The sequence below is a fragment of the Variovorax sp. Soil_C_17 genome, from assembly GCF_057657265.1.
This window is the reverse complement of sequence record NZ_JBDGIT010000001.1, coordinates 1,199,213-1,219,576: the sequence shown is the minus strand read 5'-3', so window position 1 is coordinate 1,219,576 and position 20,364 is coordinate 1,199,213. Positions and strand designations below refer to the sequence as shown.

Annotated in this window: 19 protein-coding genes; 3 read left to right on the top strand and 16 right to left on the bottom strand. The window is 69.3% G+C overall.

Annotation, left to right across the window (positions count from 1 at the left end):
• Positions 1-14: 14 nt before the first annotated feature.
• The 4 genes from pdeM to AC3A6Y_RS05860 are packed head-to-tail and all read right to left on the bottom strand — an operon-like array spanning position 15 to position 6,084.
• Positions 15-698 carry a ligase-associated DNA damage response endonuclease PdeM gene (gene pdeM / locus AC3A6Y_RS05875; RefSeq protein ID WP_487867271.1) on the bottom strand — a complete coding sequence of 228 codons (684 nt, stop codon included), beginning with the start codon at positions 696-698 and terminating at the stop codon, positions 15-17.
• Positions 699-728: 30 nt separating this feature from the next.
• A complete protein-coding gene (locus AC3A6Y_RS05870; RefSeq protein WP_487867270.1) occupies positions 729-3,323 on the bottom strand; it encodes a ligase-associated DNA damage response DEXH box helicase in 2,595 nt (864 codons plus the stop codon).
• Positions 3,320-4,984: an ATP-dependent DNA ligase gene (locus AC3A6Y_RS05865; protein WP_487867269.1), complete on the bottom strand. Its 1,665-nt coding sequence runs from the start codon at positions 4,982-4,984 to the stop codon at positions 3,320-3,322. The genes AC3A6Y_RS05870 and AC3A6Y_RS05865 overlap by 4 nt, the downstream gene beginning before the upstream one ends.
• Positions 4,981-6,084 carry a ligase-associated DNA damage response exonuclease gene (locus AC3A6Y_RS05860; RefSeq protein ID WP_487867268.1) on the bottom strand — a complete coding sequence of 368 codons (1,104 nt, stop codon included), beginning with the start codon at positions 6,082-6,084 and terminating at the stop codon, positions 4,981-4,983. The genes AC3A6Y_RS05865 and AC3A6Y_RS05860 overlap by 4 nt, the downstream gene beginning before the upstream one ends.
• A gap of 232 nt (positions 6,085-6,316) precedes the next feature.
• Here AC3A6Y_RS05860 and AC3A6Y_RS05855 point away from each other — a divergent pair, with 232 nt between their 5' ends.
• On the top strand, positions 6,317-6,553 hold the full coding sequence (locus AC3A6Y_RS05855) for a DUF3606 domain-containing protein (protein WP_487867267.1): 237 nt from the start codon (positions 6,317-6,319) through the stop codon (positions 6,551-6,553).
• Between the two features lie 52 nt (positions 6,554-6,605).
• Here the strand turns inward: AC3A6Y_RS05855 and AC3A6Y_RS05850 are convergent, their stop codons facing one another.
• Together AC3A6Y_RS05850 and AC3A6Y_RS05845 are read right to left on the bottom strand one after the other, a co-directional pair.
• Positions 6,606-8,681: an NAD(+) synthase gene (locus AC3A6Y_RS05850; RefSeq protein WP_487867266.1), complete on the bottom strand. Its 2,076-nt coding sequence runs from the start codon at positions 8,679-8,681 to the stop codon at positions 6,606-6,608.
• A 76-nt stretch (positions 8,682-8,757) separates the two neighbouring features.
• Positions 8,758-8,997, bottom strand: a complete 240-nt coding sequence (locus AC3A6Y_RS05845) for a hypothetical protein (protein ID WP_487867265.1) — start codon at positions 8,995-8,997, stop codon at positions 8,758-8,760.
• A 227-nt stretch (positions 8,998-9,224) separates the two neighbouring features.
• Between AC3A6Y_RS05845 and AC3A6Y_RS05840 the strand changes: the two genes are divergently transcribed.
• Positions 9,225-10,244: a Bug family tripartite tricarboxylate transporter substrate binding protein gene (locus AC3A6Y_RS05840; RefSeq protein ID WP_487867264.1), complete on the top strand. Its 1,020-nt coding sequence runs from the start codon at positions 9,225-9,227 to the stop codon at positions 10,242-10,244.
• Here the strand turns inward: AC3A6Y_RS05840 and AC3A6Y_RS05835 are convergent, their stop codons facing one another.
• Genes AC3A6Y_RS05835 through AC3A6Y_RS05825 form a run of 3 tightly spaced genes read right to left on the bottom strand, consistent with a single transcriptional unit; the run spans position 10,245 to position 11,591 of the window.
• Positions 10,245-10,436 carry a hypothetical protein gene (locus tag AC3A6Y_RS05835; protein WP_487867263.1) on the bottom strand — a complete coding sequence of 64 codons (192 nt, stop codon included), beginning with the start codon at positions 10,434-10,436 and terminating at the stop codon, positions 10,245-10,247.
• Between the two features lie 13 nt (positions 10,437-10,449).
• The gene (locus AC3A6Y_RS05830) at positions 10,450-10,998 is read right to left on the bottom strand and encodes a hypothetical protein (protein WP_487867262.1); all 549 of its coding nucleotides are present in this window, start codon (positions 10,996-10,998) and stop codon (positions 10,450-10,452) included.
• On the bottom strand, positions 10,995-11,591 hold the full coding sequence (locus AC3A6Y_RS05825; RefSeq protein WP_487867261.1) for a hypothetical protein: 597 nt from the start codon (positions 11,589-11,591) through the stop codon (positions 10,995-10,997). The genes AC3A6Y_RS05830 and AC3A6Y_RS05825 overlap by 4 nt, the downstream gene beginning before the upstream one ends.
• A gap of 226 nt (positions 11,592-11,817) precedes the next feature.
• Here AC3A6Y_RS05825 and AC3A6Y_RS05820 point away from each other — a divergent pair, with 226 nt between their 5' ends.
• Positions 11,818-12,420 (top strand): nucleoside 2-deoxyribosyltransferase, encoded by a 603-nt coding sequence (locus AC3A6Y_RS05820; RefSeq protein WP_487867260.1) that lies wholly within the window; start codon positions 11,818-11,820, stop codon positions 12,418-12,420.
• On the opposite strand, the gene AC3A6Y_RS05815 is transcribed toward AC3A6Y_RS05820, so the two are convergent.
• The 7 genes from AC3A6Y_RS05815 to atpD all read right to left on the bottom strand — a co-directional run bounded on the left by AC3A6Y_RS05815 (position 12,365) and on the right by atpD (position 20,339).
• On the bottom strand, positions 12,365-13,522 hold the full coding sequence (locus AC3A6Y_RS05815) for a Gfo/Idh/MocA family protein (protein ID WP_487867259.1): 1,158 nt from the start codon (positions 13,520-13,522) through the stop codon (positions 12,365-12,367). The two genes, AC3A6Y_RS05820 and AC3A6Y_RS05815, sit on opposite strands and share 56 nt — an antisense overlap.
• A 7-nt stretch (positions 13,523-13,529) precedes the next feature.
• Positions 13,530-14,492 carry a substrate-binding domain-containing protein gene (locus AC3A6Y_RS05810; protein WP_487867258.1) on the bottom strand — a complete coding sequence of 321 codons (963 nt, stop codon included), beginning with the start codon at positions 14,490-14,492 and terminating at the stop codon, positions 13,530-13,532.
• Between the two features lie 53 nt (positions 14,493-14,545).
• Entirely contained in the window at positions 14,546-15,571 is a 1,026-nt protein-coding gene (locus tag AC3A6Y_RS05805; protein WP_487867257.1) for an ABC transporter permease, read from the bottom strand.
• Positions 15,540-17,060: a sugar ABC transporter ATP-binding protein gene (locus AC3A6Y_RS05800; protein ID WP_487867256.1), complete on the bottom strand. Its 1,521-nt coding sequence runs from the start codon at positions 17,058-17,060 to the stop codon at positions 15,540-15,542. The genes AC3A6Y_RS05805 and AC3A6Y_RS05800 overlap by 32 nt, the downstream gene beginning before the upstream one ends.
• Positions 17,057-18,226: an ROK family protein gene (locus tag AC3A6Y_RS05795; RefSeq protein ID WP_487867802.1), complete on the bottom strand. Its 1,170-nt coding sequence runs from the start codon at positions 18,224-18,226 to the stop codon at positions 17,057-17,059. Before AC3A6Y_RS05795 ends, AC3A6Y_RS05800 begins: the two co-directional genes overlap by 4 nt.
• 256 nt (positions 18,227-18,482) lie before the next feature.
• Complete coding sequence (locus AC3A6Y_RS05790) at positions 18,483-18,902, bottom strand: F0F1 ATP synthase subunit epsilon (RefSeq protein ID WP_487867255.1); 420 nt, start codon at positions 18,900-18,902, stop codon at positions 18,483-18,485.
• A 21-nt stretch (positions 18,903-18,923) separates the two neighbouring features.
• Positions 18,924-20,339: a F0F1 ATP synthase subunit beta gene (atpD, locus tag AC3A6Y_RS05785; RefSeq protein ID WP_487867254.1), complete on the bottom strand. Its 1,416-nt coding sequence runs from the start codon at positions 20,337-20,339 to the stop codon at positions 18,924-18,926.
• Positions 20,340-20,364: the final 25 nt, after the last annotated feature.

Sequence of the window (20,364 nt, the reverse complement as noted above, 5' to 3'; positions counted from 1 at the left end):
AAGTGATGCGGATCTCAGGCCGGCAAGGGCCACACGGCATCGCCGCCGATGCCATAGAAGCGTCGGCCGGGCACGGGCTCCATCAGCCATCCGCCGGTGAACTCGCCGAAGGCCGGCAAGATCAGCCGCCGTTCCTCGCGCACGAAGCAGGGCATGCGCAGGCTGTCGCGTCCGCTGCCATGCAGCTTGCAGACAGGATGGAGGTGGCCGCCGAGCACGAAATGCGTGGCATGAGGCCGGGGGTGGTGGCAGGCGGCGAAAGGGCCGGTCAGGTAGGGCTCGTCGACGATGTCGAAGGACAGCGATGGCGGGGGATCGCCGGCGCGGGTGTCGTGGTTGCCGCGTACCAGCGTGCAGCGAAGCCCTGCGTTGCGTTCGCGCCAGGATTCGAGGCTTGCCAGCAGCTGCGGCGTGCGCGCCTGCGCGTCATGCAGAAAGTCGCCGAGCACGACGAGCTCGCGAGGCCGGTGCTGCGCGATCAGGCGCTCGATCCGGGTCAGGTTCTGCGCGGTCGTGCCGTGCGGCACCGGCTGCCCCAGCGCGCGGAAACTGGCCGCCTTGCCCAGGTGAAGATCGGCGACGAAGAGCACTTCGCAAGAGGGCCACCAGACCGCCCGCTCGGGGAGGAGTTCGATGGATTCGCCGGCAACTTCGAGCCGGCAGGATGGGGATGCGGCATGCACGCGTCGAGTGTCCATGAAGCCCGCGCCGCGAAAACTCGCAAATTGTCACGCCGCACCCGCGCGTCCGGGACTTTTTCCGCGTCCGCGTGCAGTCCGGCGCACTGCGCCTTGCTGCGTGCCGGCCTCACCGTTTTCGACGGGTTGCTCGAAGGCCAGCGCCTTGCGCACGCGCTCGGGGTCGGCCGCCTCGGCGGTGCCGCCTGCGGCTTGCTCCAGCTGCGCGACCATGCGTGCGATGCGCTCGGCAGCGCTCTCGTTCGACAGCTTCTCGCGAAAGAGCTCCACCATCAGCGGAAAGGCGAAGGGCGTGGGCCGCTGGGGCGCCTGCAGCACCAGCTGCTGCGAGGCCATTCGTGCCAGGGCGGCGCGCAGCCGGCCGATCTCCAGCTCCTGCGCGAGCAGTTCCTCCTCGGCCTGCTGCAGCAGGCGGTTGGCCGGGTCGTACTTGCGGAACACCTCGTAGAACAGCGAGGACGAGGCCTGCAGTTGCCTGTTGCTGCGCCGCTCGCCGGGATAGCCCTGGAAGATCAGGCCCGAGACACGCGCGATCTCGCGGAAGCGCCGGCGCGCCAGCTCGGTCGCATTGAGGGAGGCGAGCACCTCGTGCAGCAGCTGCGACTCGTCCACGGGCGCCAGCACCTGCGGCAGCAGCGACGGCCAATCCAGCTCGGCCGCGCAGAGCAGCTCGAAGCCGTAGTCGTTCACCGCGATCGAGAAGGTGCGCGGCTGGTGCTGCGCGAGGCGCCAGGCGACCAGGCTGGCCAGGCCCAGGTGCACCAGCCGCCCCGCAAAGGGATAGAGGAACAGATGCCAGCCCTCGCGCGTCTTCAGCCGCTCGGCCAGCAGGGTATCGGGCGTGGGCAAGGCCGACCAGCGCTGCTGGATTTCGAGCAGCGCCCGCACGCATTGCAGCTCGGGCGTGTCGAAGCGGCCGGCATCCGCGAGCGCCAGCTGCCGCACGACGGCATCGGCCAGGGTGCTGGTCAGCGGCATGCGCCCGCCGTTCCAGCGCGGCACCGAGGGCTTGCGGCCGCTGGCGCGCCGCACCCAGGCCGTCATGTCGTGCACCCGCACCAGCTCCAGCAGCCGGCCGCCGAAGAGGAAGCAGTCGCCCGGCTTCATGCGAGCGACGAAGCTCTCCTCCACGCTGCCGATCCTTGCGCCGCGCAGGTACTGCACCGCCATGCTGGCATCGCTGACGATGGTGCCGATGTTCATGCGGTGGCGGCGCGCCAGCCGCGCGTCGGGCACGCGCCAGACGCCCTCGGCGTCGGGCACCACGCGGCGATAGTCGGGGTAGGCGGCGAGCGAAAGGCCGCCCTGCGCCACGAAGTCCAGGCACCACTGCCAGCTTTCGCGGGACAGCCCCGCATACGCGACGGTGCCGCGCACCTCCGCGTAGAGGTCGTCTGGCACGAAGCCGCCGCCGAGCGCGACCGTGACCAGGTGCTGCACCAGCACGTCCAGCGGCTGCGCCGGCGAGCGGCGCTCCTCGATGTGGCCGCGCGCCACGGCCTCGCGCGCGGCCGCGCCCTCCACGATCTCGATGCTGTGCGTGGGCACCAGCGTGATGCGCGAAGGCCGCCCCGGCGCGTGGCCCGAGCGGCCGGCGCGCTGCAGCAGCCGCGCCACGCCCTTGGGCGAGCCGATCTGCAGCACGCGCTCCACCGGCAGGAAGTCCACGCCCAGGTCCAGGCTGGAGGTGCAGACCACGGCCTTGAGCGCGCCGGATTTCAGGCCCAGCTCGACCCACTCGCGCACCGCGCGGTCCAGCGAGCCGTGGTGCAGCGCGATCTGCCCGGCCCACTCGGGCCGCGCCTCGAGCAGCGCCTGGTACCAAATCTCGGACTGGGAACGCGTGTTGGTGAAGACCAGCGTGCTCGCGCTGGCGGCGATCTCCTCGATGACTTGCGGCAGCATCGTGAGCCCCAGGTGCCCGCCCCAGGGAAAGCGCTCGGCACGCCCGGGCAGCAGCGAGTCGATGCGCAACTGCTTGGGCAGCTCGCCCTGCACCAGCACACCCTCGCCGCCGGCCAGCAGCGTGCGCATCGCCTCCTGCAGGTTGCCCAGCGTGGCGGACATGCCCCAGATGCAGAGCCCCGCATTCCAGCGGCGCAGCCGTGCCAGCGCGAGCTGCACCTGCACGCCGCGCTTGTTGCCCATGAGCTCGTGCCATTCGTCCACCACGACCAGGCGCAGCGAGCCCAGCACGTCCTTCGCGTCGGTGCGCGCGAGTTGCAGCGAGAGGCTCTCGGGCGTGGTGATCAGCACCGTCGGCAGGCGCCGGTCCTGCGCGCTGCGCTCGGCCGACGTGGTGTCGCCGCTGCGGGCGCCGGCGCTCCAGTCGGGCTGCAGGGCGTCCAGGGCTTGCTGCAGCGCACGCAGAGTGTCGGCGGCCAGGGCACGCATCGGCGTGAGCCACAGCACGGTCAGCGGCGGCGGCGTCTTGCTCCGGGCCGCGATGGCGAAGGCCTGCAGCGCGCCGAGCCAGACGGCGTAGGTCTTGCCGGCGCCGGTGGTGGCGTGGAGCAGGCCGGAGCGGTTTTCGGCGAGGGCTTGCCAGACGCGGCGTTGAAAGCCGAAGGCTTGCCAGCCGCGCGAGGCGAACCAGTCATCGAGACGGCTCGCGCTCTTGCTCATGGCGATGTCGATGCCGCTTCCGGCAACAGCGCTGCCAGCGTTTGCAGGCTGTCCGCCTCTTCCACCGGCTTGTCCTCGCGCCAGCGCAGCATGCGCGGGAAGCGCACCGCGATGCCGCTCTTGTGCCGCGTGCTGCGCGCGATGCCCTCGAAGCCGAGCTCGAAGACCAGCGTGGGCGTCACGCTCCTCACGGGCCCGAAGCTCTCGATGGTGGTGCGGCGAACGATCGCATCGACCCGCGCCATCTCGGCATCGCTCAGGCCCGAGTAGGCCTTGGCGAAGGGCACGAGCTTGCGTCCTTCGACCTCGGGCGGCGCGTCCCACACCGCGAAGGTGTAGTCGCTGTAGAGGCTCGCGCGCCGGCCGTGGCCGCGCTGCGCGTAGATGAGCACGGCATCGACCGAGAGCGGATCGATCTTCCACTTCCACCACAGGCCCACCTCCTTGGTGCGGCCGACACCGTAAGCCGCGTGGCGCTGCTTGAGCATCATGCCTTCCACGCCCATGGACCGCGCGGACTCGCGCTGGCGTGCGAGGTGCTGCCAGCTCTCGCCATGCAGCATCGGGCTCGCGATCAACGAGGGATGCTGCGCCGTCGCGACCAGTTCGTCGAGCAGCACGCGCCGCTCCTGCAGCGGCAGCGCGCGCAGGTCGCGGCCCTCCCATTCGAGCAGGTCGTAGGCCAGCAGCACCACGGGGATCTCGCGCAGCAGCTTGGGCGTCAGCGTCTTGCGGCCGATGCGCTTCTGCAGCTCGGCGAAGGGCTGCACGCGATCCTGCCGCCAGACCACGATCTCGCCGTCGAGCACCGTGCCCTCGGGCAAGGTGCCGCCCATGTCGGCCAACTCTGGGAAGCGGTCCGTCACCAGCTCCTCGCCGCGCGACCACAGGCACACCTGGCCGGCGCGCCGCACCAGTTGCGCGCGAATGCCGTCCCACTTCCATTCGACCAGCCACTGCGAGGGCGCACCCAGCACCGCATCGAATTCCTCGACCGGCAGCGCGAAGGGATGCGCGAGGAAAAAGGGATAAGGCTGCCCGCCGGTCTGGCGGTCCTGCTCGCCGCTGCTCTCGGGCGCGATCAGCGCCGCGAAGTCGGCCGCGCGCGGCCGGCCCGTGATGTGGGTGTAGCCCATGAGGCGTTGCGCGATGCGCTTGGGGTCGAGGCCGCTGATCGTTGCCAGCACCTGGGTGACCTGCAGGCGCGACACGCCGACGCGGAAAGCGCCGGTGATGAGCTTGAAGTAGACGAGGCGCTCCTCCGGCGCGAGCTGGCGCCACTGGGCGCGCAGGGCATCGGAGAGCTGCTCGGGCGGCATTCCGCGCAAAGGCAGCAAGTGTTGCTCGAGCCACGCCGCGAGGCTCAGATCGTGTGCCTCGGTGGGCGGCGGAAGCAGCAGCGAGAGGGTCTCTGCCAGGTCGCCGACCGCCTCGTAGCTCTCGTCGAACAGCCACTCCGGCAGGCCGGCGGCCTGTTGGGCCAGCAGCCGCAGCAGCTTGGTCGGCACCAGCTGGCGCGGCCGGCCTCCGGCCAGGAAGTACACGGCCCAGGCAGCGTCCGCCGGTGCGGCGGCCTGGAGATAGCGTTGCAGCGCCGCCTGCTTCGCGAGGTTGGAAGTGCTCGCATCGAGCTCGCGGTACAGCGCGGCAAACTGCTTCATGGCCCGGCTGCTTCCTCTTGCCCCGTGGCCCCCTCTGCGTCCGGCTCTGGCTCCTCCTCCGGAGAAAGCTCGGGATCGGGGCTCGGAGTATTTCCAACCCCCTCCATGTCCTCATCGCCGTATTCGGTCCGAAAGGCGCGCGCATCCAGTCCGCTCTCGCTCAGCCACCGCACCATCACGGCCACGCTCCCATGCGTCACGAACACGCGCTCGGCGCCGGTCCCGGCAATGGCCTGGTGCAGCCCTGCCCAATCCGCGTGGTCCGACATCACGAAACCGCGATCCACGCCGCGGCGCCTTCGCGTCCCGCGCAACTGCATCCAACCGCTGGCAAAGGCATCCGAGTACTGGCCGAAGCGTCGCATCCAGGGCGTGCCGGCCGCCGAAGGGGGCGCCAGCACCAGCGCGCGCTTCAGCAACGCGGCATTCACGCCCGGATCGCTCACCCGCAGCGTGGGCGGCAGCGCCACCCCGGCAGCGCGGTAAACCGCGTTCAGCGGCTCCAGGGCGCCGTGCACGACGATCGGCCCGATGCCCGCGTCCACCCCGTGCAGAATGCGCTGCGCCTTGCCGAAGGCGTAGCACAGGAGCACCGAGGCGCGCCCCTGCGCCGCATTGGCGCGCCACCAGTCGTCGATCTCGGCGAAGAGCGCGGCTTGCGTCGGCCAGCGGTAGATCGGCAGGCCGAAGGTGGATTCGGTGATGAAGGTGTCGCAAGGCACCGGCTCGAAGGGCGTGCAGGTGCCGTCGGGCTCGGTCTTGTAGTCGCCCGAGGCGACCCACACGCGGCCTTCGTGCTCGAGCCGCACCTGCGCCGAGCCCAGCACGTGGCCGGCCGGATGCAGCGACAGGCGCACGCCGCGATGGTCGATGTCCTCGCCGTAGGGCAGTGTCTGCAGGGTGATGTCGCCCAGCCGCGCGCGCAGCGTGCCGGCGCTGTCGTCGTGCGCCAGGTAATGCCCGTGGCCCAGCCGCGCGTGGTCCGAGTGCGCATGGGTGATGACGGCGCGGTCCACCGGCCGCCACGGGTCGATGTAGAAATCGCCGGGCGGGCAGTACAGGCCTTCGGGGCGAGCGATGACGAGGTCTTCGGCAGGCATGGCCAAGCCATGCTAGCCCTGCCCTACCCGGCGCGCATGTAGGCCCGGGTCGCGCGCACGGCCCTGGGTTTGGCCGTCCTGCTTGCCGCGCGCGGCCGGCATTTCGGACAAGTTGATCGGCCGGCTTGTTCGGCTTGGCGGGCAACCCCGATGGCTGATCTCCTACAGCGCCGCGGAGCCGAGGCTCCTACGGTGGGCATCCCGCCAAACACAGGCGCACAGGAGCGAAGCCATGAAGACCCCGGCAGACGGCGTGCGCAGCGGCGCTCCGCCCGAACGCATCGACATCAGCAGCGCCCGCGAGCTCGACAAATGGTCGCGCCGGCTCGACGTGACGCACGACCGGCTGCGCGAGGCCGTGCGCGCCGTCGGCAGCCGCGCCATGGACATCGAATGGCACCTGAAGGCGGGCCGCGGCACGGCGCTCTCACACGTCCGCAAGACACGCAACCCGGCGCACAGCACCTGAGGCCGAACGATGCAGGGCCTCGTCGGCGAATCCGCCTCGCAGGCCCGGCTTTTCAGGAGGCCGGCACGCGCTTCAGGTCTTCCAACCACACCTCGGCTTCCGAATCGCTGGGCGCGCGCCAGTCGCCGCGCGGAGACAGCGAGCCGCCCGAGCCGACCTTGGGCGAGTTCGGCACGCAGGAGCGCTTGAACTGGCTGGTCTTGAAGAAGCGGAAGAGGAAGGTGCCGAGGTGGCGCTTGATGTCGGCCAGCCCGTACTCGTTGCGCTCCTTCTGCAAATCGTCGGGCCAGCGGCCGCGCGTGCGGTCGCCCCAGGCCGCATGCGCGAGGAAGGCGACCTTGCTCGGCCTGAAGCCGTAGCGCAGCGTGTAGTAGAGGTGGAAGTCCTGCAGCTCGTAGGGCCCGATGGTGTCCTCGGTGCGCTGCCCCGGCTGGGCCGAGGCGCCCTCGCCCGCGGCCGGCGCATCGGCCGGGATCAGCTCAGGGCTGACTTCGGTCTCGAGGATGTCGCGCAGCACGGAGCTGCCCTCGTCACCGAGCAGCTTCGTGGTCTCGACCCAATGCACCAGGTGCTTGATCAGCGTCTTGGGCACGCTCGCGTTCACGTTGTAGTGCGACATGTGGTCGCCCACGCCGTAGGTGCACCAGCCGAGCGCCAGCTCGCTCAGGTCGCCGGTGCCCACCACGATGCCGCCGTGGAAGTTGGCGAGCCGGAACAGGTGGCTGGTGCGCTCGCCGGCCTGCACGTTCTCGAAGGCGATGTCGTACTGCGGCTGGCCCTCGGCGAAGGGATGGCCCAGGTCCTCCAGCATCTGGCGGCAGCTGGGCCGGATGTCGATCTCGCGCGCGGTGCAGCCGATGCTGGTCATCAGCCGGTGCGCCTGCGCCAGCGTGCGGCCGGTGGTCGCGAAGCCGGGCATGGTGAAGCCGAGGATGTCGGAGCGCGGCTTGCCCAGCCGGTCCATGGCCTGCGCGCACACCAGCAGCGCGTGGGTGGAATCGAGGCCGCCCGAAACGCCGATCACCAGCTTGCCGATGCGGGCCGCCTCGATGCGCTGCACCAGCGATTGCACCTGGATGTTGAAGACCTCGCTGCAGCGCGCGTCGCGCGTGGCCGCATCCGAGGGCACGTACGGAAAGCGCGCCACCTGGCGCAGCAGGCCGTGCGGCACCCGAGACGGCACCGGCAGCTCGAACTCGACCGTGCGCCAGCCCGACAGCGCCTCGCGGTGCTTGTGCACCGAGGTGCCGAAGCTGTTCTGCCGCATGCGCTCGCGCGAGAGGCGCTCCAGGTCCACGTCGGCCGCCACGAAGTGCGAGCTGTTGCGGAAGCGCTCGCTCTCGGCCAGCATGTCGCCGCTCTCGTAGATCAGCGCCTGCCCGTCCCAGGCCAGGTCGGTGGTCGACTCGCCGATGCCGGCCGAGGTGTAGAGGTAGGCCGCCAGGCAGCGCGCCGACTGCAGGCTCACCAGCCGGTGCCGGTAGTCCGACTTGCCGATGGTGATGTTCGAGGCCGAGAGATTGACCAGCACCGTCGCGCCCGCGAGTGCGGCATAGCTGGAGGGCGGGATGGGCACCCACACGTCCTCGCAGATCTCCACGTGCAGCTTGAAGAGCGGCAGCTGGCGCGACTGGAACAGCAGGTCGGAGCCGAAGGGGATGCGCTGGCCACCGAGCACGACCTCGGTCGCGAGCGCGGTGTCGGAGCCGTTGAACTGGCGGCCCTCGTAGAACTCGCCGTAATTCGGCAGGTAGGTCTTGGGCAGGATGCCCAGGACCCGGCCATCCGCCACCACCGCAGCGCAGTTGAAGAGGCGATGGTCCACGCGCAGCGGCAGGCCGACCACGGCCATCGCGCCGATGCCGCTCGAGGCGGCGGCTATTTCCAGCAGGGCGCGCTCGCAGGCATCGAGCAGCGCGGCCTGGTGGAACAGGTCGTCGCAGGTGTAGGCCGACAGCCCCAGCTCCGGGAAGGCGACCAGCACGGCGCCGTCGGCCGCGGTCTCGCGGTACAGGCGGAGGGTCTCGGCGGTGTTGAACACCGGGTCGGCCACCCGGTTGCGCGGCACGGCCACGGCCAAGCGGGCGAAGCCGTGGGTGTAGGGGTTGGAGAACTCGTGCTCGGTCATGGCCGGATTGTGGCCTCACGGGGCGGATGCCGCCCGCCCGGGCCGAAGCCGGCCCTTCGGCGCGCGGCCCCTGCCCTCACTTCGACGCGCCCTTGCGCAGCGCCGGGTCCTCGCCCTTCGCGTGCGACTTGCCCTCCTGCTCGGCCTTCTTCATCTCCTCGGCCTCGGCCTCGCTCTTCGGACGCGCATCGCGTGCCGCCTGGTCGACCTTGCCCGACTGCACGAAGTCCGTGGTGGCCTTGTCGTAGCGGCGGGTTGCCTCGTAGTTGCCTTCGCCCTGGATGTCGGGGCTCTTGGGGTCTTGCGGCTTGCTCATGCGGATCTCCTTTCAGGCTCGTGGAGGGACTACCCTACGAAGCCGGGCCGAGACTCGGCGAGCGGCGGACATCGATGCCCGGGATCGGACAGGCCGCCGAGGCACGTAGGAGCGCGCCGACGCCGCGCAGCAAGATCCCGGGGACATGGCAATGCCGCCCTTGTGGCGCATCCGGCGCACTCCTATGATGGCCCCGCCGACCTTGCCAAGGTCCTGAGGAGAACATGATGCCGATCGCGCCCGATGTCCCTGTGTCGCGCCGCAGCGCCCTGTTGCAACTTGGCCTCGGCGGCCTCGGGGCCGCACTGCTTCCCGAACTCGCTCGAGCTCAAGGAGCCTGGCCCACCAAATCGGTCACGCTGGTGGTGGGCTATCCGCCGGGCGGGCAGACGGACTTCGCGGGACGCATCCTCACCGCGGGCATGCAGGCCAGCCTGGGCCAGCCGGTGGTGATGGACAACAAGGCGGGCGTCAACGGCAACATCGCGACCGACTACGTGGCGAAGTCCCCGCCCGACGGCTACCGGCTGCTGGTGGGCAACGGCAGCAACATGGTGCTGAACCCGCACACCTACCGCAACACGCCCGTGGCGGACCCGCTCAAGATGACGCCCATCGGCCTGCTGCTCACCTCCTCGCTCATGCTGGTGGTGCCGGCGAGCCTGCCGGTGAAGGACCTCGACGCCTTCATCGCCTGGGTGAAGGCGCAGGACAAGGAAGGCAAGACCGTCGACTACGCCTCGGGCGGGCCGGGCAGCCTGGTGCAGACCACGATGGAGCTGTTCCGCGAGCGCATCGGCAAGCCGAAGATGAGTCACGTGCCCTACAAGGGCAGCGCGCCGGCCATGACCGACCTGATCGCCGGCCGCGTGCCCTGCATGTTCGACGCGTCCTCGGTGGTCGCGCCCTTCCTCAAGTCCGGCCAGCTCAAGGCCCTGATGGCCACGGGGGCCAAGCGGGTGCCGGCCTTTCCCGACGTGCCCACGGCCACCGAAAAGGGCATCAAGGATTTCCAGGTCATCTCCTTCATCGGCCTGTACGGCCCACCGGGCCTGAATGCGGACATCGTGAAGAAGGTGAACACCGCGATGAACAGCGCGCTGAAAGACCCGAACGTACAGAAGACCATCTCGGACCGCGGCGACGATGCCGGCGGCGGCACGCCCGAGCAGCTGGCCGCGCTGACCAAGGACTACTACGCGCTGCTCGGCAAGGTGGTGAAGGACAACGACATCCGCGCCGAGTGATCAGTCCTTTGCGGTCAGCTGGCCGGCGGCGCCGCCGGCCGTCGACCTGGCGCTGCGGCCGGTGCTCGCGCCTTCGGAAGAGCGCCGCTTCGGCGCGGCAGGCCCGACTCGCTGCCGCAGAAAGGGCTTGTTGCCGGGGGCCTTGCCGAGTTCGCGCGGCGGCGAGCCGGCTTCGGTTCTTCTTTGCGCCATCACGATCTCCGGCTCACAGCGAGAGCAGCCGCTGCATGAAGGCGCGGTAGCGACGCAGCGCCACGCGCAGTTTCTCTGTCGAAGCGGCATCGGCCACTGCGTCGTCGCCGCGCGCGTCCAGCCCCGCTCGCTCCTGCGAGAAGGTCTGCGACAGGTTCTGCAGCATCTGCCGAACCAGCTCGTCGGCCTGCCGCACGGCCCGCTGCGGGTCGTCGACAAAGCCGATCTGCACGGCATCCCAGCTGGCACGAAAATCCCGAGCTGCCTCGGGCGTGAAAAGCGGCGCCAGCGACTCGTCGGCGCCATCGGGCTGCGCCATGCGCGGCGGCTGCGGCCGCTGTTCCACGGGCGGCTGCTGAGGCTGCCGTGCCGCCTGCGATGCCTGTGACAGCTGCGACGGCTCCGGTTCGTGTCGCTGCGGCGGCTGCTGTGCGACCGGGCGCTCGAGATCGTCCGGCGCAATGTCGTCGGGCACAACGCCGGCATCCACATTCCGGCTCTGCGTGGGTCGGGCCACGACGTCCCGCTCCTTCCGCTCGTTCCGCTTGGTATCGAAGATCATGATCGTGCCTCCACCGGCTTGGCCGGCATGCCTCGCTGCGGGTCCTCCACGCGGACTTCCAGCAATTCATCGAACAGCGCACGGTAGTGCACCACGGCCTTGCGCAGCTCCTCGGTCTCGACTTCGCCGCTCAAGGTACGGGCGTGAATGGCCTGCGCCGCGCGGTAGTTCCTCACCACCGCCGGATGGTCCACCGAGATGTCGGCCGCGCGGTGCTCGAAGTCGCCCATCGGATAGCCGCGCTTCTGCATCAGCTCGCGCACCAGTTGGTCCGCCTGCGTCACCGCGCCGGTCGGGTTGTCGACGAACTCGGCCTGCACCCGGTTCCATGCGCTGCTGAAGCGCGCCGCTTCGCCCGCTGCGAGGGGAACGATGTTCAGGCGCTCGACCCGCGCGGCGCGCTGCCGGAGCTCGGCTTCTGCCTTGGCCCGGCTGCCATGCTGCTTGAGGGCGAGCTCGTACTCGTCGCCGAAGCGTGCCGCGAGCAGGCCCGACTGGCGCTTTCGGTAGAACAAATAGGCGGCCAGCGCGACCAGGGCAAGAACCACGATGATCGCCAGCACCCATAGGACTTGCATGTTCTCAGCGTCCATACATCTCCCCTTCACAACGAAGCACCGTCCGTGCGCGCCGCGGATGCAGCAGCAACCACGGGCGGATGGTGAATGGTGATTTCGCTCGCAATGCCGGGTCGGCAGCGCAAGGACGTTATTGCTGTGGGACCGGACCTACGAGCCTTCGGCGCACGTGCGCCCGGCTCGTTCGTGCCGGACAATGCATGCCCTTCCCCGTGAACCGTTGCCGACGACGAACGCGACCATGCACCAGCCCCGACCTCCCCGGCCTCGCGTCTACCTTGCCGGCCCGGACATCTTCTTTCGCGACTGCGAACGGATCTACCGGGACCTGAAAGCCGCGTGCGAGCGCCTGGACCTGGAGGGCGTCGAGCCCTCGGACGACGGCTTGGGCGCGGACTTCGCGGGCAGCGACGACGAGCGCGCGCGCCGCATCTACGAGGGCAACATCGCGCTCATCCGGCAGGCCGACGGCGTCATTGCCAACCTGATGGACTTCCGCGGCCTCGAGCCGGATTCGGGCACGGTGTTCGAGGTCGGCTTCGCGGTTGCACTGGGCAAGCCCGTGGTGGTCTACGGCGTGCCGGCGGGCAGCTATGCAAGCCGGGTCTGCGCGGCCATGGCATGCACGCAGGATGCACGGGGCCTCACGCGGGAGCGCGACAGCGGCGTGATGGTGGAAGGGCTGGGCCAGCGCCTGAACCTGATGCTGGCCTGCTCGACGGCCGTCGAGCCGACGGCCGAAGCCGCTCTCGCGCGGTTGGCGAAGGTGCTTCTTGCAGATCGAGGGCTCACCAAGCCGTCCACTTCGCCTCGCTCCCGGCCGACGCCACCACGCGCTCGATGAAGCGCACGCCGCGCGCGCCGTCCTCCACGCGGGGGTAGTCGGCCTCCAGCGCGTCGGCCTGCTCCCCGGCGAGTCGCGCGCGAACATCGGCCACGACGCCGGCATACACGTTGGCGAAGGCCTCGATGAAGCCCTCGGGATGTCCGCTGGGCAGCCGGCTCGCGCGCCGGGCCGGCTCGCCCAGCCACGGCGCGCCACGAGTCAGCACGCGCCGCGGCCCGTCATGCGGCAGGTGCAGCAGCTCGCTGGGCTGCTCCTGGCGCCAGACCAGCGTGCCCAGCGTGCCGGAGACGCGCAGGCGCAGGTCGTTCTCCAGCCCGGTGTTGACCTGGGACGCGATCAATACGCCGCGGGCCCCGCCGCGCAAGCGCAGCAGCACGCTGCCGTCGTCGTCGAGCGCGCGGCCCGGCACCAGCGCGCTCAGGTCGGCGCACAGGCTTTCGATCTCGAGGCCCGTCACGGTGGCGACCAGGTTCTCGGCATGCGAGCCGATGTCGCCGATGGCACCCGCCGCGCCGCTGCGCGCGGGGTCGCTGCGCCAGGCCGCCTGCTTGTTGCCTTCCTTCTCGAGCTGGGTGGCGAGCCAGCCCTGGTTGTATTCGACGACCACCTTGCGGATCTCGCCGAGCCGCCCGCTGCTCACGATCTCGCGCGCCTCGCGCACCATCGGATAGCCCGTGTAGTTGTAGGTCACGGCGAACACCGTGCCCTGCCGCGCCACGGCCGCCACCAGCGCATCGGCCTGCGCACCGGTGTGCACCAGCGGCTTGTCGCACACCACGTGGAAGCCGGCCTCGACAAAAGCCTGCGCCACCGGGAAGTGCAGGTGGTTGGGCGTGACGATGGAGACGAAGTCGATGCGTTCTTCCTCGGGGCGTTTCAGCTCGTCGTCCAGCAGGGCTCGCCAGTCGCCGTGGTTGCGGTCGTCGGCCAGCCAGAGCTCGCGCCCCGAGGCCTTCGCCTTCTCGGCGCTGGACGACAGCGCGCCGGCCACGAGCTCGGCCTGCCCGTCGAGCGCGATCGCCTTTCGGTGCACCGCGCCGATGAAGGCGTCTCGCCCGCCGCCGACCATGGCATAGCGCAGCTTTCGTGTCGCCGGCATCGGAACCTCAGAAAGGCGAGTTGGGGTGGTAGAAGTCCTTGGCGTTTTCCTTTGTGATCAGCACCGAGGGAATGATCGTCGTCGCCGGCAGCTTCTCGCCCTTGAGACGCGCCTCGGCCGTGAGCTTGATGGCGTCGTAGATGAACTTGGGCGAGTAGCTCACGTCGGCCTGGATGCGCGGGTCCTTGCCGTCGAGGATGGTCTTGACCATGCCCTTGGCGCCGGCGCCGCCGAAGATGACCTTGATGTCGTCGCGCTTGGCCTGCTCGATGGCCTTGAGCACGCCGACGGCCATGTCGTCGTCGGCCGCCCAGATGGCGTCGATCTTCTTGAAGCGGGTCAGGTAGTCCTGCGTGACCTTGAAGGCGTCGTCGCGGTTCCAGTTGGCGTACTTGGCATCGAGCAGCTTGATGTCGGGGTAGTTCTTGAGCACGCCGTTGAAGGCGTCCATGCGCTCGTTGTCCAGCGTGGTCGCGATGCCGCGCAAGGCGACGATCTCGCCCTTGCCGGCCAGCTTCTTGGCGATGTACTCGGCCGGGATCTTGCCGAAGGCGGTGTTGTCGCCGGCCACGTAGGCGTCCTGCGCGCTGGTGTCGGTCAGGCCGCGGTCGACGACGGTGACGTAGGTGCCCTTGGCCTTGACCTGGGCCACGGGCTTGGTCAGCGCGGCCGACTCGAAGGGGAAGATCACCAGCGCGTTGATCTTGGTCACCGTCGACAGGTCCTGCAGCTGGTTGGCCTGCTCGGGCGCGTTGGCCGCGGTCTTGATGGTGATCTTGAGGTCCTTGTGCTCCTTCTCCAGGTCCTTCTTCGCCTGGTTGGCCCAGTAGTTGATGCCGCCCATGAAGCTGTGCGTCGCGGCCGGAATCGAGACGCCGAGGTTCACTTTCTCCGCTGCAAGCGCCGGAATGGCTCCGAGCGCGGCAGCGGCGACCGCGGTGAGTGCGATGCGTCGGGTGAGATGCTTCATTGACTTGTCTCCTTGGTTGAAAAAGTTCAGTGACACGAAATCGGACGGCCGCGTCAACGGCGGCCTCGTTGAAGGAAAGCGACCACGATGATCACGAAGCCCTGCACCGCGGCATTGAGGTACACGCTGATGATGCTCGTGAGGTTGAGGATGTTGCTGATGACCGAGAGCAGGATGGCGCCGATCACGGTTCCGGTGATGCTGCCCGCGCCGCCCTTGAGCGCGGTGCCGCCGACGATCACCGCGGCGATCGCTTCCAGCTCCCACAGCAGGCCGGTGGTGGGCGAGGCCGAGCCCAGGCGCGGCACGTAGAGCAGGGTCGCGATGCCCACGCAGACGCCCAGGAGCACGTAGGTGAGGATCTTCACGCCGTCGACGCCCACGGCGGCGTAGCGCGCGACCTGCTCGTTCGAGCCGATGGCCTGCACATAGCGGCCGTAGGCGGTGCGGTTGAGGATCAGGCCGCCGATCACCGCGACGACCAGGAACACCCACACCGGCACCGGGACGCCCAGCAGGCTCGCGTAGTAGACCGGCGCATAGAGGTCGGACAGCTCGTTGTCCAGCGTGAGCGCGCCGCCGTCGGCGAAGTAGGTCAGGTAGGCGCGGAAGATGCCCAGCGTGCCGAGCGTGACGATGAAGGGCTCGATGCGGCCCTTGGTGATGAGCAGGCCGTGGGCCAGCCCGAAGACGGCGCCCAGCACCACCGCGAGCAGCGCTCCGAGCAGCACCGCCAGCAGCGGCGAGCCGAGCGCCGGCCCCATGGCGTTGATGAACATGATCACGCAGCCGGCGATCAGCGCGGCCATCGAGCCCACCGAGAGATCGATGCCGCCCGAGATGATCACGAAGCACATGCCCACCGCGATGATGCCGATGAAGGCGGTGCGGGTGAGCACGTTCATCGCATTGTCGAGCGTGGCGAAGTCGCTGTTGAGCAGCGTGCCCGCGATGCACAGCAGCACCAGGCCGATGACCGGGCCGAGGCCGTGCAGGCGCTCGGTCCAGCGCGGCCGGGTTTCACTGCGGTGCATGGCGCCCGCGGCCTCAGGCGTGGCTTGCTGCGGTTCCGGTGGCATGGGCGATCAGCTCCTCTTCGGTCAATTGGTCGGCGTCCAGCGTGGCGACGAGCCGGCCTGCGCGCATCACCGCGACGCGGTGGCACAGGCCGATCAGTTCCATCAGCTCGGAGGAGACGACGATCACGGCGAGCCCCTCGCGGGCCAGCCGCTGGATCAGGAAATAGATGTCGCGCTTGGCGCCGATGTCGACGCCGCGCGTGGGCTCGTCGAGCACCACCACCTTGGGCTGGGGCTGCAGCACCTTGGCAAGCGCGAGCTTCTGCTGGTTGCCCCCCGAGAGCGAAGAGGCGCGCGCATCGAGGTCGCCGGTGCGGATGCCGAAGTCCTTCACCGCGGCGGCCAACGCGCTGCGCTCGGCCTCGGGCTTGAGCCAGGGCTGCGCATAGCGTTCCAACGCCATCAGCGTGAGGTTCTGGCGCAGGCCCAGGTGGACGTGCAGGCCCTTGCCCTTGCGGTCCTCGCTGAGGTAGGTGAGGCCGTGGTGCGCGGCGTCGCGGGGATTGCGCAGCTGAACGGATTTGCCGCCGAGTTCGACGCTGCCGCCGCTGACGGGGCGCAGGCCCAACAGGCCCTCGAAGAGCTCGGTGCGGCCGGCACCCACCAGGCCGGCGAAGCCCAGGATCTCGCCGGGGCGCACTTCGAAGCTGGCGCTGTCGGCCCATCCGGGCACGCTGAAGTCGCGCACCTGCATCGCGGGCGCATGCGCCGCCGTGACCGGGTCGCGCGGCGGGTACAAATCGGCCACCTCGCGGCCCACCATCAGGTTGGCCATCTGGTGGCGCGTGAGCTCGGCGGTGGGCGCTCGGCTGACGAAGCGGCCGTCGCGCATCACGATCACCTCGTCGGTCACGCGCTCGACCTCGTCGAGCTTGTGCGAGATGTAGACGATGGTCACGCCGTCGGCGCGCAGTTGCGCGATCAGGCGGAACAGGCGCTCGGTCTCGCCGGGCGTGAGCGTGGCGGTGGGCTCGTCCATGATCAGGAGGCGGGCGTGGCGCGAGACCGCCTTGGCGATCTCGACCAGCTGCTTCTCGGCCACGATCAGGCGGCGCACCTTGGTGCGCGGATCGACCTTCAGGCCGACTTGTGCCAGCGCGGCGGCGGCGTCCCGCTCCATCGCCGCATCGTCCAGAAAGAACCCCTTTTTCTTCTCGTGGCCGAGGAAGATGTTCTGCGCCACGCTCAAGTCCTCGGCCAGGTTGAACTCCTGGTGGATGAGCACGATGCCCAGCGCCTCGGCCTCGCGCGAGCTGGCAAAGACCTGCGGTTCGCCGTTGACGCGCACCGTGCCGCCGGTGATCGGCTCGTAGCCGGCCAGGATCTTCATCAGCGTGGACTTGCCGGCGCCGTTTTCGCCGAGCAGGCCATAGACGCGCCCGGGCTCCAGCGAGAAGCTCACGCCGTGCAGCACCTGCACCGGTCCGAAGGCCTTCACCACCTGGTCGAACTCGACGGCGACGCTGCGCCTCGGGGTCGGCGTGGTCACGGCGCGACCCCCCGGACCTTGAGCGTCTCGTGCATCGCCAGCACGCCCGCACCGACGAGGCCGGCCTGCGCGCCCAGCGGCGTGTACTGGATCTCCAGGTGCCGCGTCGACAGCGCCAGCGACCGGTGGTAGACGCTCTGGCGCAGCGCCGCCAGGAACAGCGGCCCGATGTGGGTGATGCCGCCGCCGATGAACACATGCGAGGGATTGAAGAAGTTGACGATCGAAGCCAGCATCTGCCCGATCAGCTGGCCGGCCCGCTGCACGATGGCATTCGCCGCCGCGTCGCCGGCGCGGCTGGCCTGGCCGACGTCGACCGCGTCGATGCGGCCCTGTGCGCGCAGCCGCTCGGCCAGCGCGCGGCTCTCGCCCGCTTCCGCCGCCTGCATCGCCATGCGCGTGATGGCCGGGCCGGCTGCCATCGCCTCGACGCAGCCCAGGTTGCCGCAGTGGCACAGCGGCCCTTCCTGGTCGACGCAGATGTGGCCCACGTCGCCGGCCGAGCCGGCCGCGCCGCGGTACACCTCGCCGTGGCAGACGATGCCGCAGCCGATGCCGGTGCCGACCTTGATGACGAGAAAGTTGGAGAGCGAGCGCCGGAGGCGCCAGAGCTCGCCCAGCGCCATCAGGTTCACGTCGTTGTCGACGAAGACCGGGGCCGCGTAGTCCTCGCGCAGGTAGTCTCGGATCGAGAAGCTGTCCCAGGCCGGCATCAGCGGCGGGTTCACGAGTTGCCCGATCTCGAAGTTGACCGGGCCAGGCACGCCGATGCCGATGCCGATCAGCTGCTTCGCTCCGAAGCCGCAGCGGGCCAGCAGTTCGCGCATCAGCACGCGCACGCGGGCCAGCACCACGCCGGGGCCTTCGCGCACGTCGGCCGGCTCGGCATGCTGGGCCAGCACGCTCAGGTCGGGCCGCAGCACGGCCACGTCGAGGCTGGTGGCGCCGATGTCCACGCCGACCAGCACGCCGAGGCCCTCGTGCAGCTGAAGGTTCTCGGCGCGGCGCCCGCCGGAGGAGCGCTGCAGGCCGGCTTCGGCCAGCAGGCCCTGCTCGACCAGTCCGGCGATCAGCGCATTGGCCTTGCTTTTGGAGAAGCCCAGCCGCTCGGCCATGGCATGGCGCGAGCCGCCGGCAGACCAGAAGGTCGTTTCCAGCAGCGCCATCTCGTCGGCAGTGAGGCCGCTCCAGGGTGCCAAGCGCTTGTCTCCGTTGTTCGTCTTGAATCCGGGCAGACGCGGCGTCCGGATCGAAGGCGAATACTAGGCGCAGGGCTTCAGCCGAACAAGATTGAACTTCGGCCTAATAAAGACCAAACAGAACGCACAAACCAAAAGCACAAGGCCGCCCGAAGGCGGCCTTGTGGTTGGTGGAACACCGCGGAACCGGCCTTGGCCTGTCCGCGCGGAGCCTGGAGGAGAGCTACTTTTTTTGGCGGTACTTGCGCAGCGCCGCAATTTGAGCGGCCATCACGGCCAGCTCGGACTGGGCCAGGGCGATGTCGATGTCGCTCTTGGCATTCTTCAGCGCTTCCTCGGCCGCGGCCTTGGACTTGTTGGCCTTCTCTTCGTCGAGGTCCTTGCCGCGGATGGCGGTGTCGGACAGCACGGTGACGGTGTTGGGCTGCACTTCCAGGATGCCGCCGGCCACGAAGACGAATTCCTCGCCGCCGTTGGCCGTCTCGATGCGCACGGCACCGGGACGGATGCGCGTGATCAGCGGCGTGTGGCGCGGATAGATGCCGAGCTCGCCGGCTTCACCCGGCAGCGCGACGAACTTGGCCTCGCCCGAGAAGATGGACTCCTCGGCGCTGACCACGTCGACGTGAATGGTGTTTGCCATCTGGATTCCTATGCAGCCGCCTTAGGCGACCTTCTTGGCCTTCTCGAAGGCCTCGTCGATGCCGCCCACCATGTAGAAAGCCTGCTCCGGCAGGTGGTCGGCTTCGCCGTTGACGATCATCTTGAAGCCGCGGATGGTCTCGGCCAGTGGCACGTACTTGCCGGGCGAACCGGTGAACACCTCGGCCACGTGGAAGGGCTGCGACAGGAAGCGCTGGATCTTCCGGGCGCGGGCCACGGCCAGCTTGTCGTCGGGCGCCAGTTCGTCCATGCCCAGGATGGCGATGATGTCGCGCAGTTCCTTGTAACGCTGCAGCGTGCCCTGCACGGCGCGGGCCACGTTGTAGTGCTCTTCGCCGACCACGTGCGGGTCGAGCTGGCGCGAGGTCGAGTCCAGCGGGTCCACGGCGGGGTAGATGCCCAGCGAAGCGATGTCGCGCGACAGCACCACGGTGGAGTCCAGGTGGGCGAAGGTCGTCGCGGGCGACGGGTCGGTCAAGTCGTCGGCCGGCACGTACACGGCCTGGATCGAGGTGATCGAGCCCACCTTGGTGGAGGTGATGCGCTCCTGCAGGCGGCCCATTTCCTCGGCCAGCGTCGGCTGGTAGCCCACGGCGGAAGGCATGCGGCCCAGCAGCGCCGACACTTCGGTACCGGCCAGCGTGTAGCGGTAGATGTTGTCGACGAAGAAGAGCACGTCGCGGCCTTCGTCGCGGAAGGATTCGGCGATGGTCAGGCCGGTCAGCGCCACGCGCAAACGGTTGCCCGGGGGCTCGTTCATCTGGCCGTAGACCATGGCCACCTTCGACTCGCCGAGGTTCTCGAGGTTGACCACGCCCGAATCGGACATCTCGTGATAGAAGTCGTTGCCTTCGCGGGTGCGTTCACCCACGCCGGCGAACACCGACAGGCCCGAGTGAGCCTTGGCGATGTTGTTGATGAGCTCCATCATGTTCACGGTCTTGCCCACGCCGGCGCCGCCGAACAGGCCCACCTTGCCGCCCTTGGCGAAGGGGCAGACCAGGTCGATCACCTTGATGCCGGTTTCCAGCAGATCCTGCGAGGGCGAGAGCTCGTCGTAAGCCGGCGCCTTGCGGTGAATCGAAGCGGTGACTTCCTGGCCGACCGGGCCGCGCTCGTCGATCGGGCGACCGAGCACGTCCATGATGCGGCCCAGGGTCGCCTTGCCCACGGGCACGGTGATCGGGTTGCCGGTGTTGGTCACGACGAGGCCGCGGCGCAGGCCGTCGGACGAGCCGAGTGCAATGGTGCGCACCACGCCGTCGCCGAGCTGCTGCTGCACTTCGAGGGTCAGCGTGCCGCCCTCGTATTGCAGGGCGTCGTACACCTTGGGCATCTGGTCGCGCGGGAATTCCACGTCGACCACGGCGCCGATACATTGAACGATCTTGCCTTGCGTTGTATTTGCTTGAGCCATCATCTGCTCCGATAAAAACTAAATC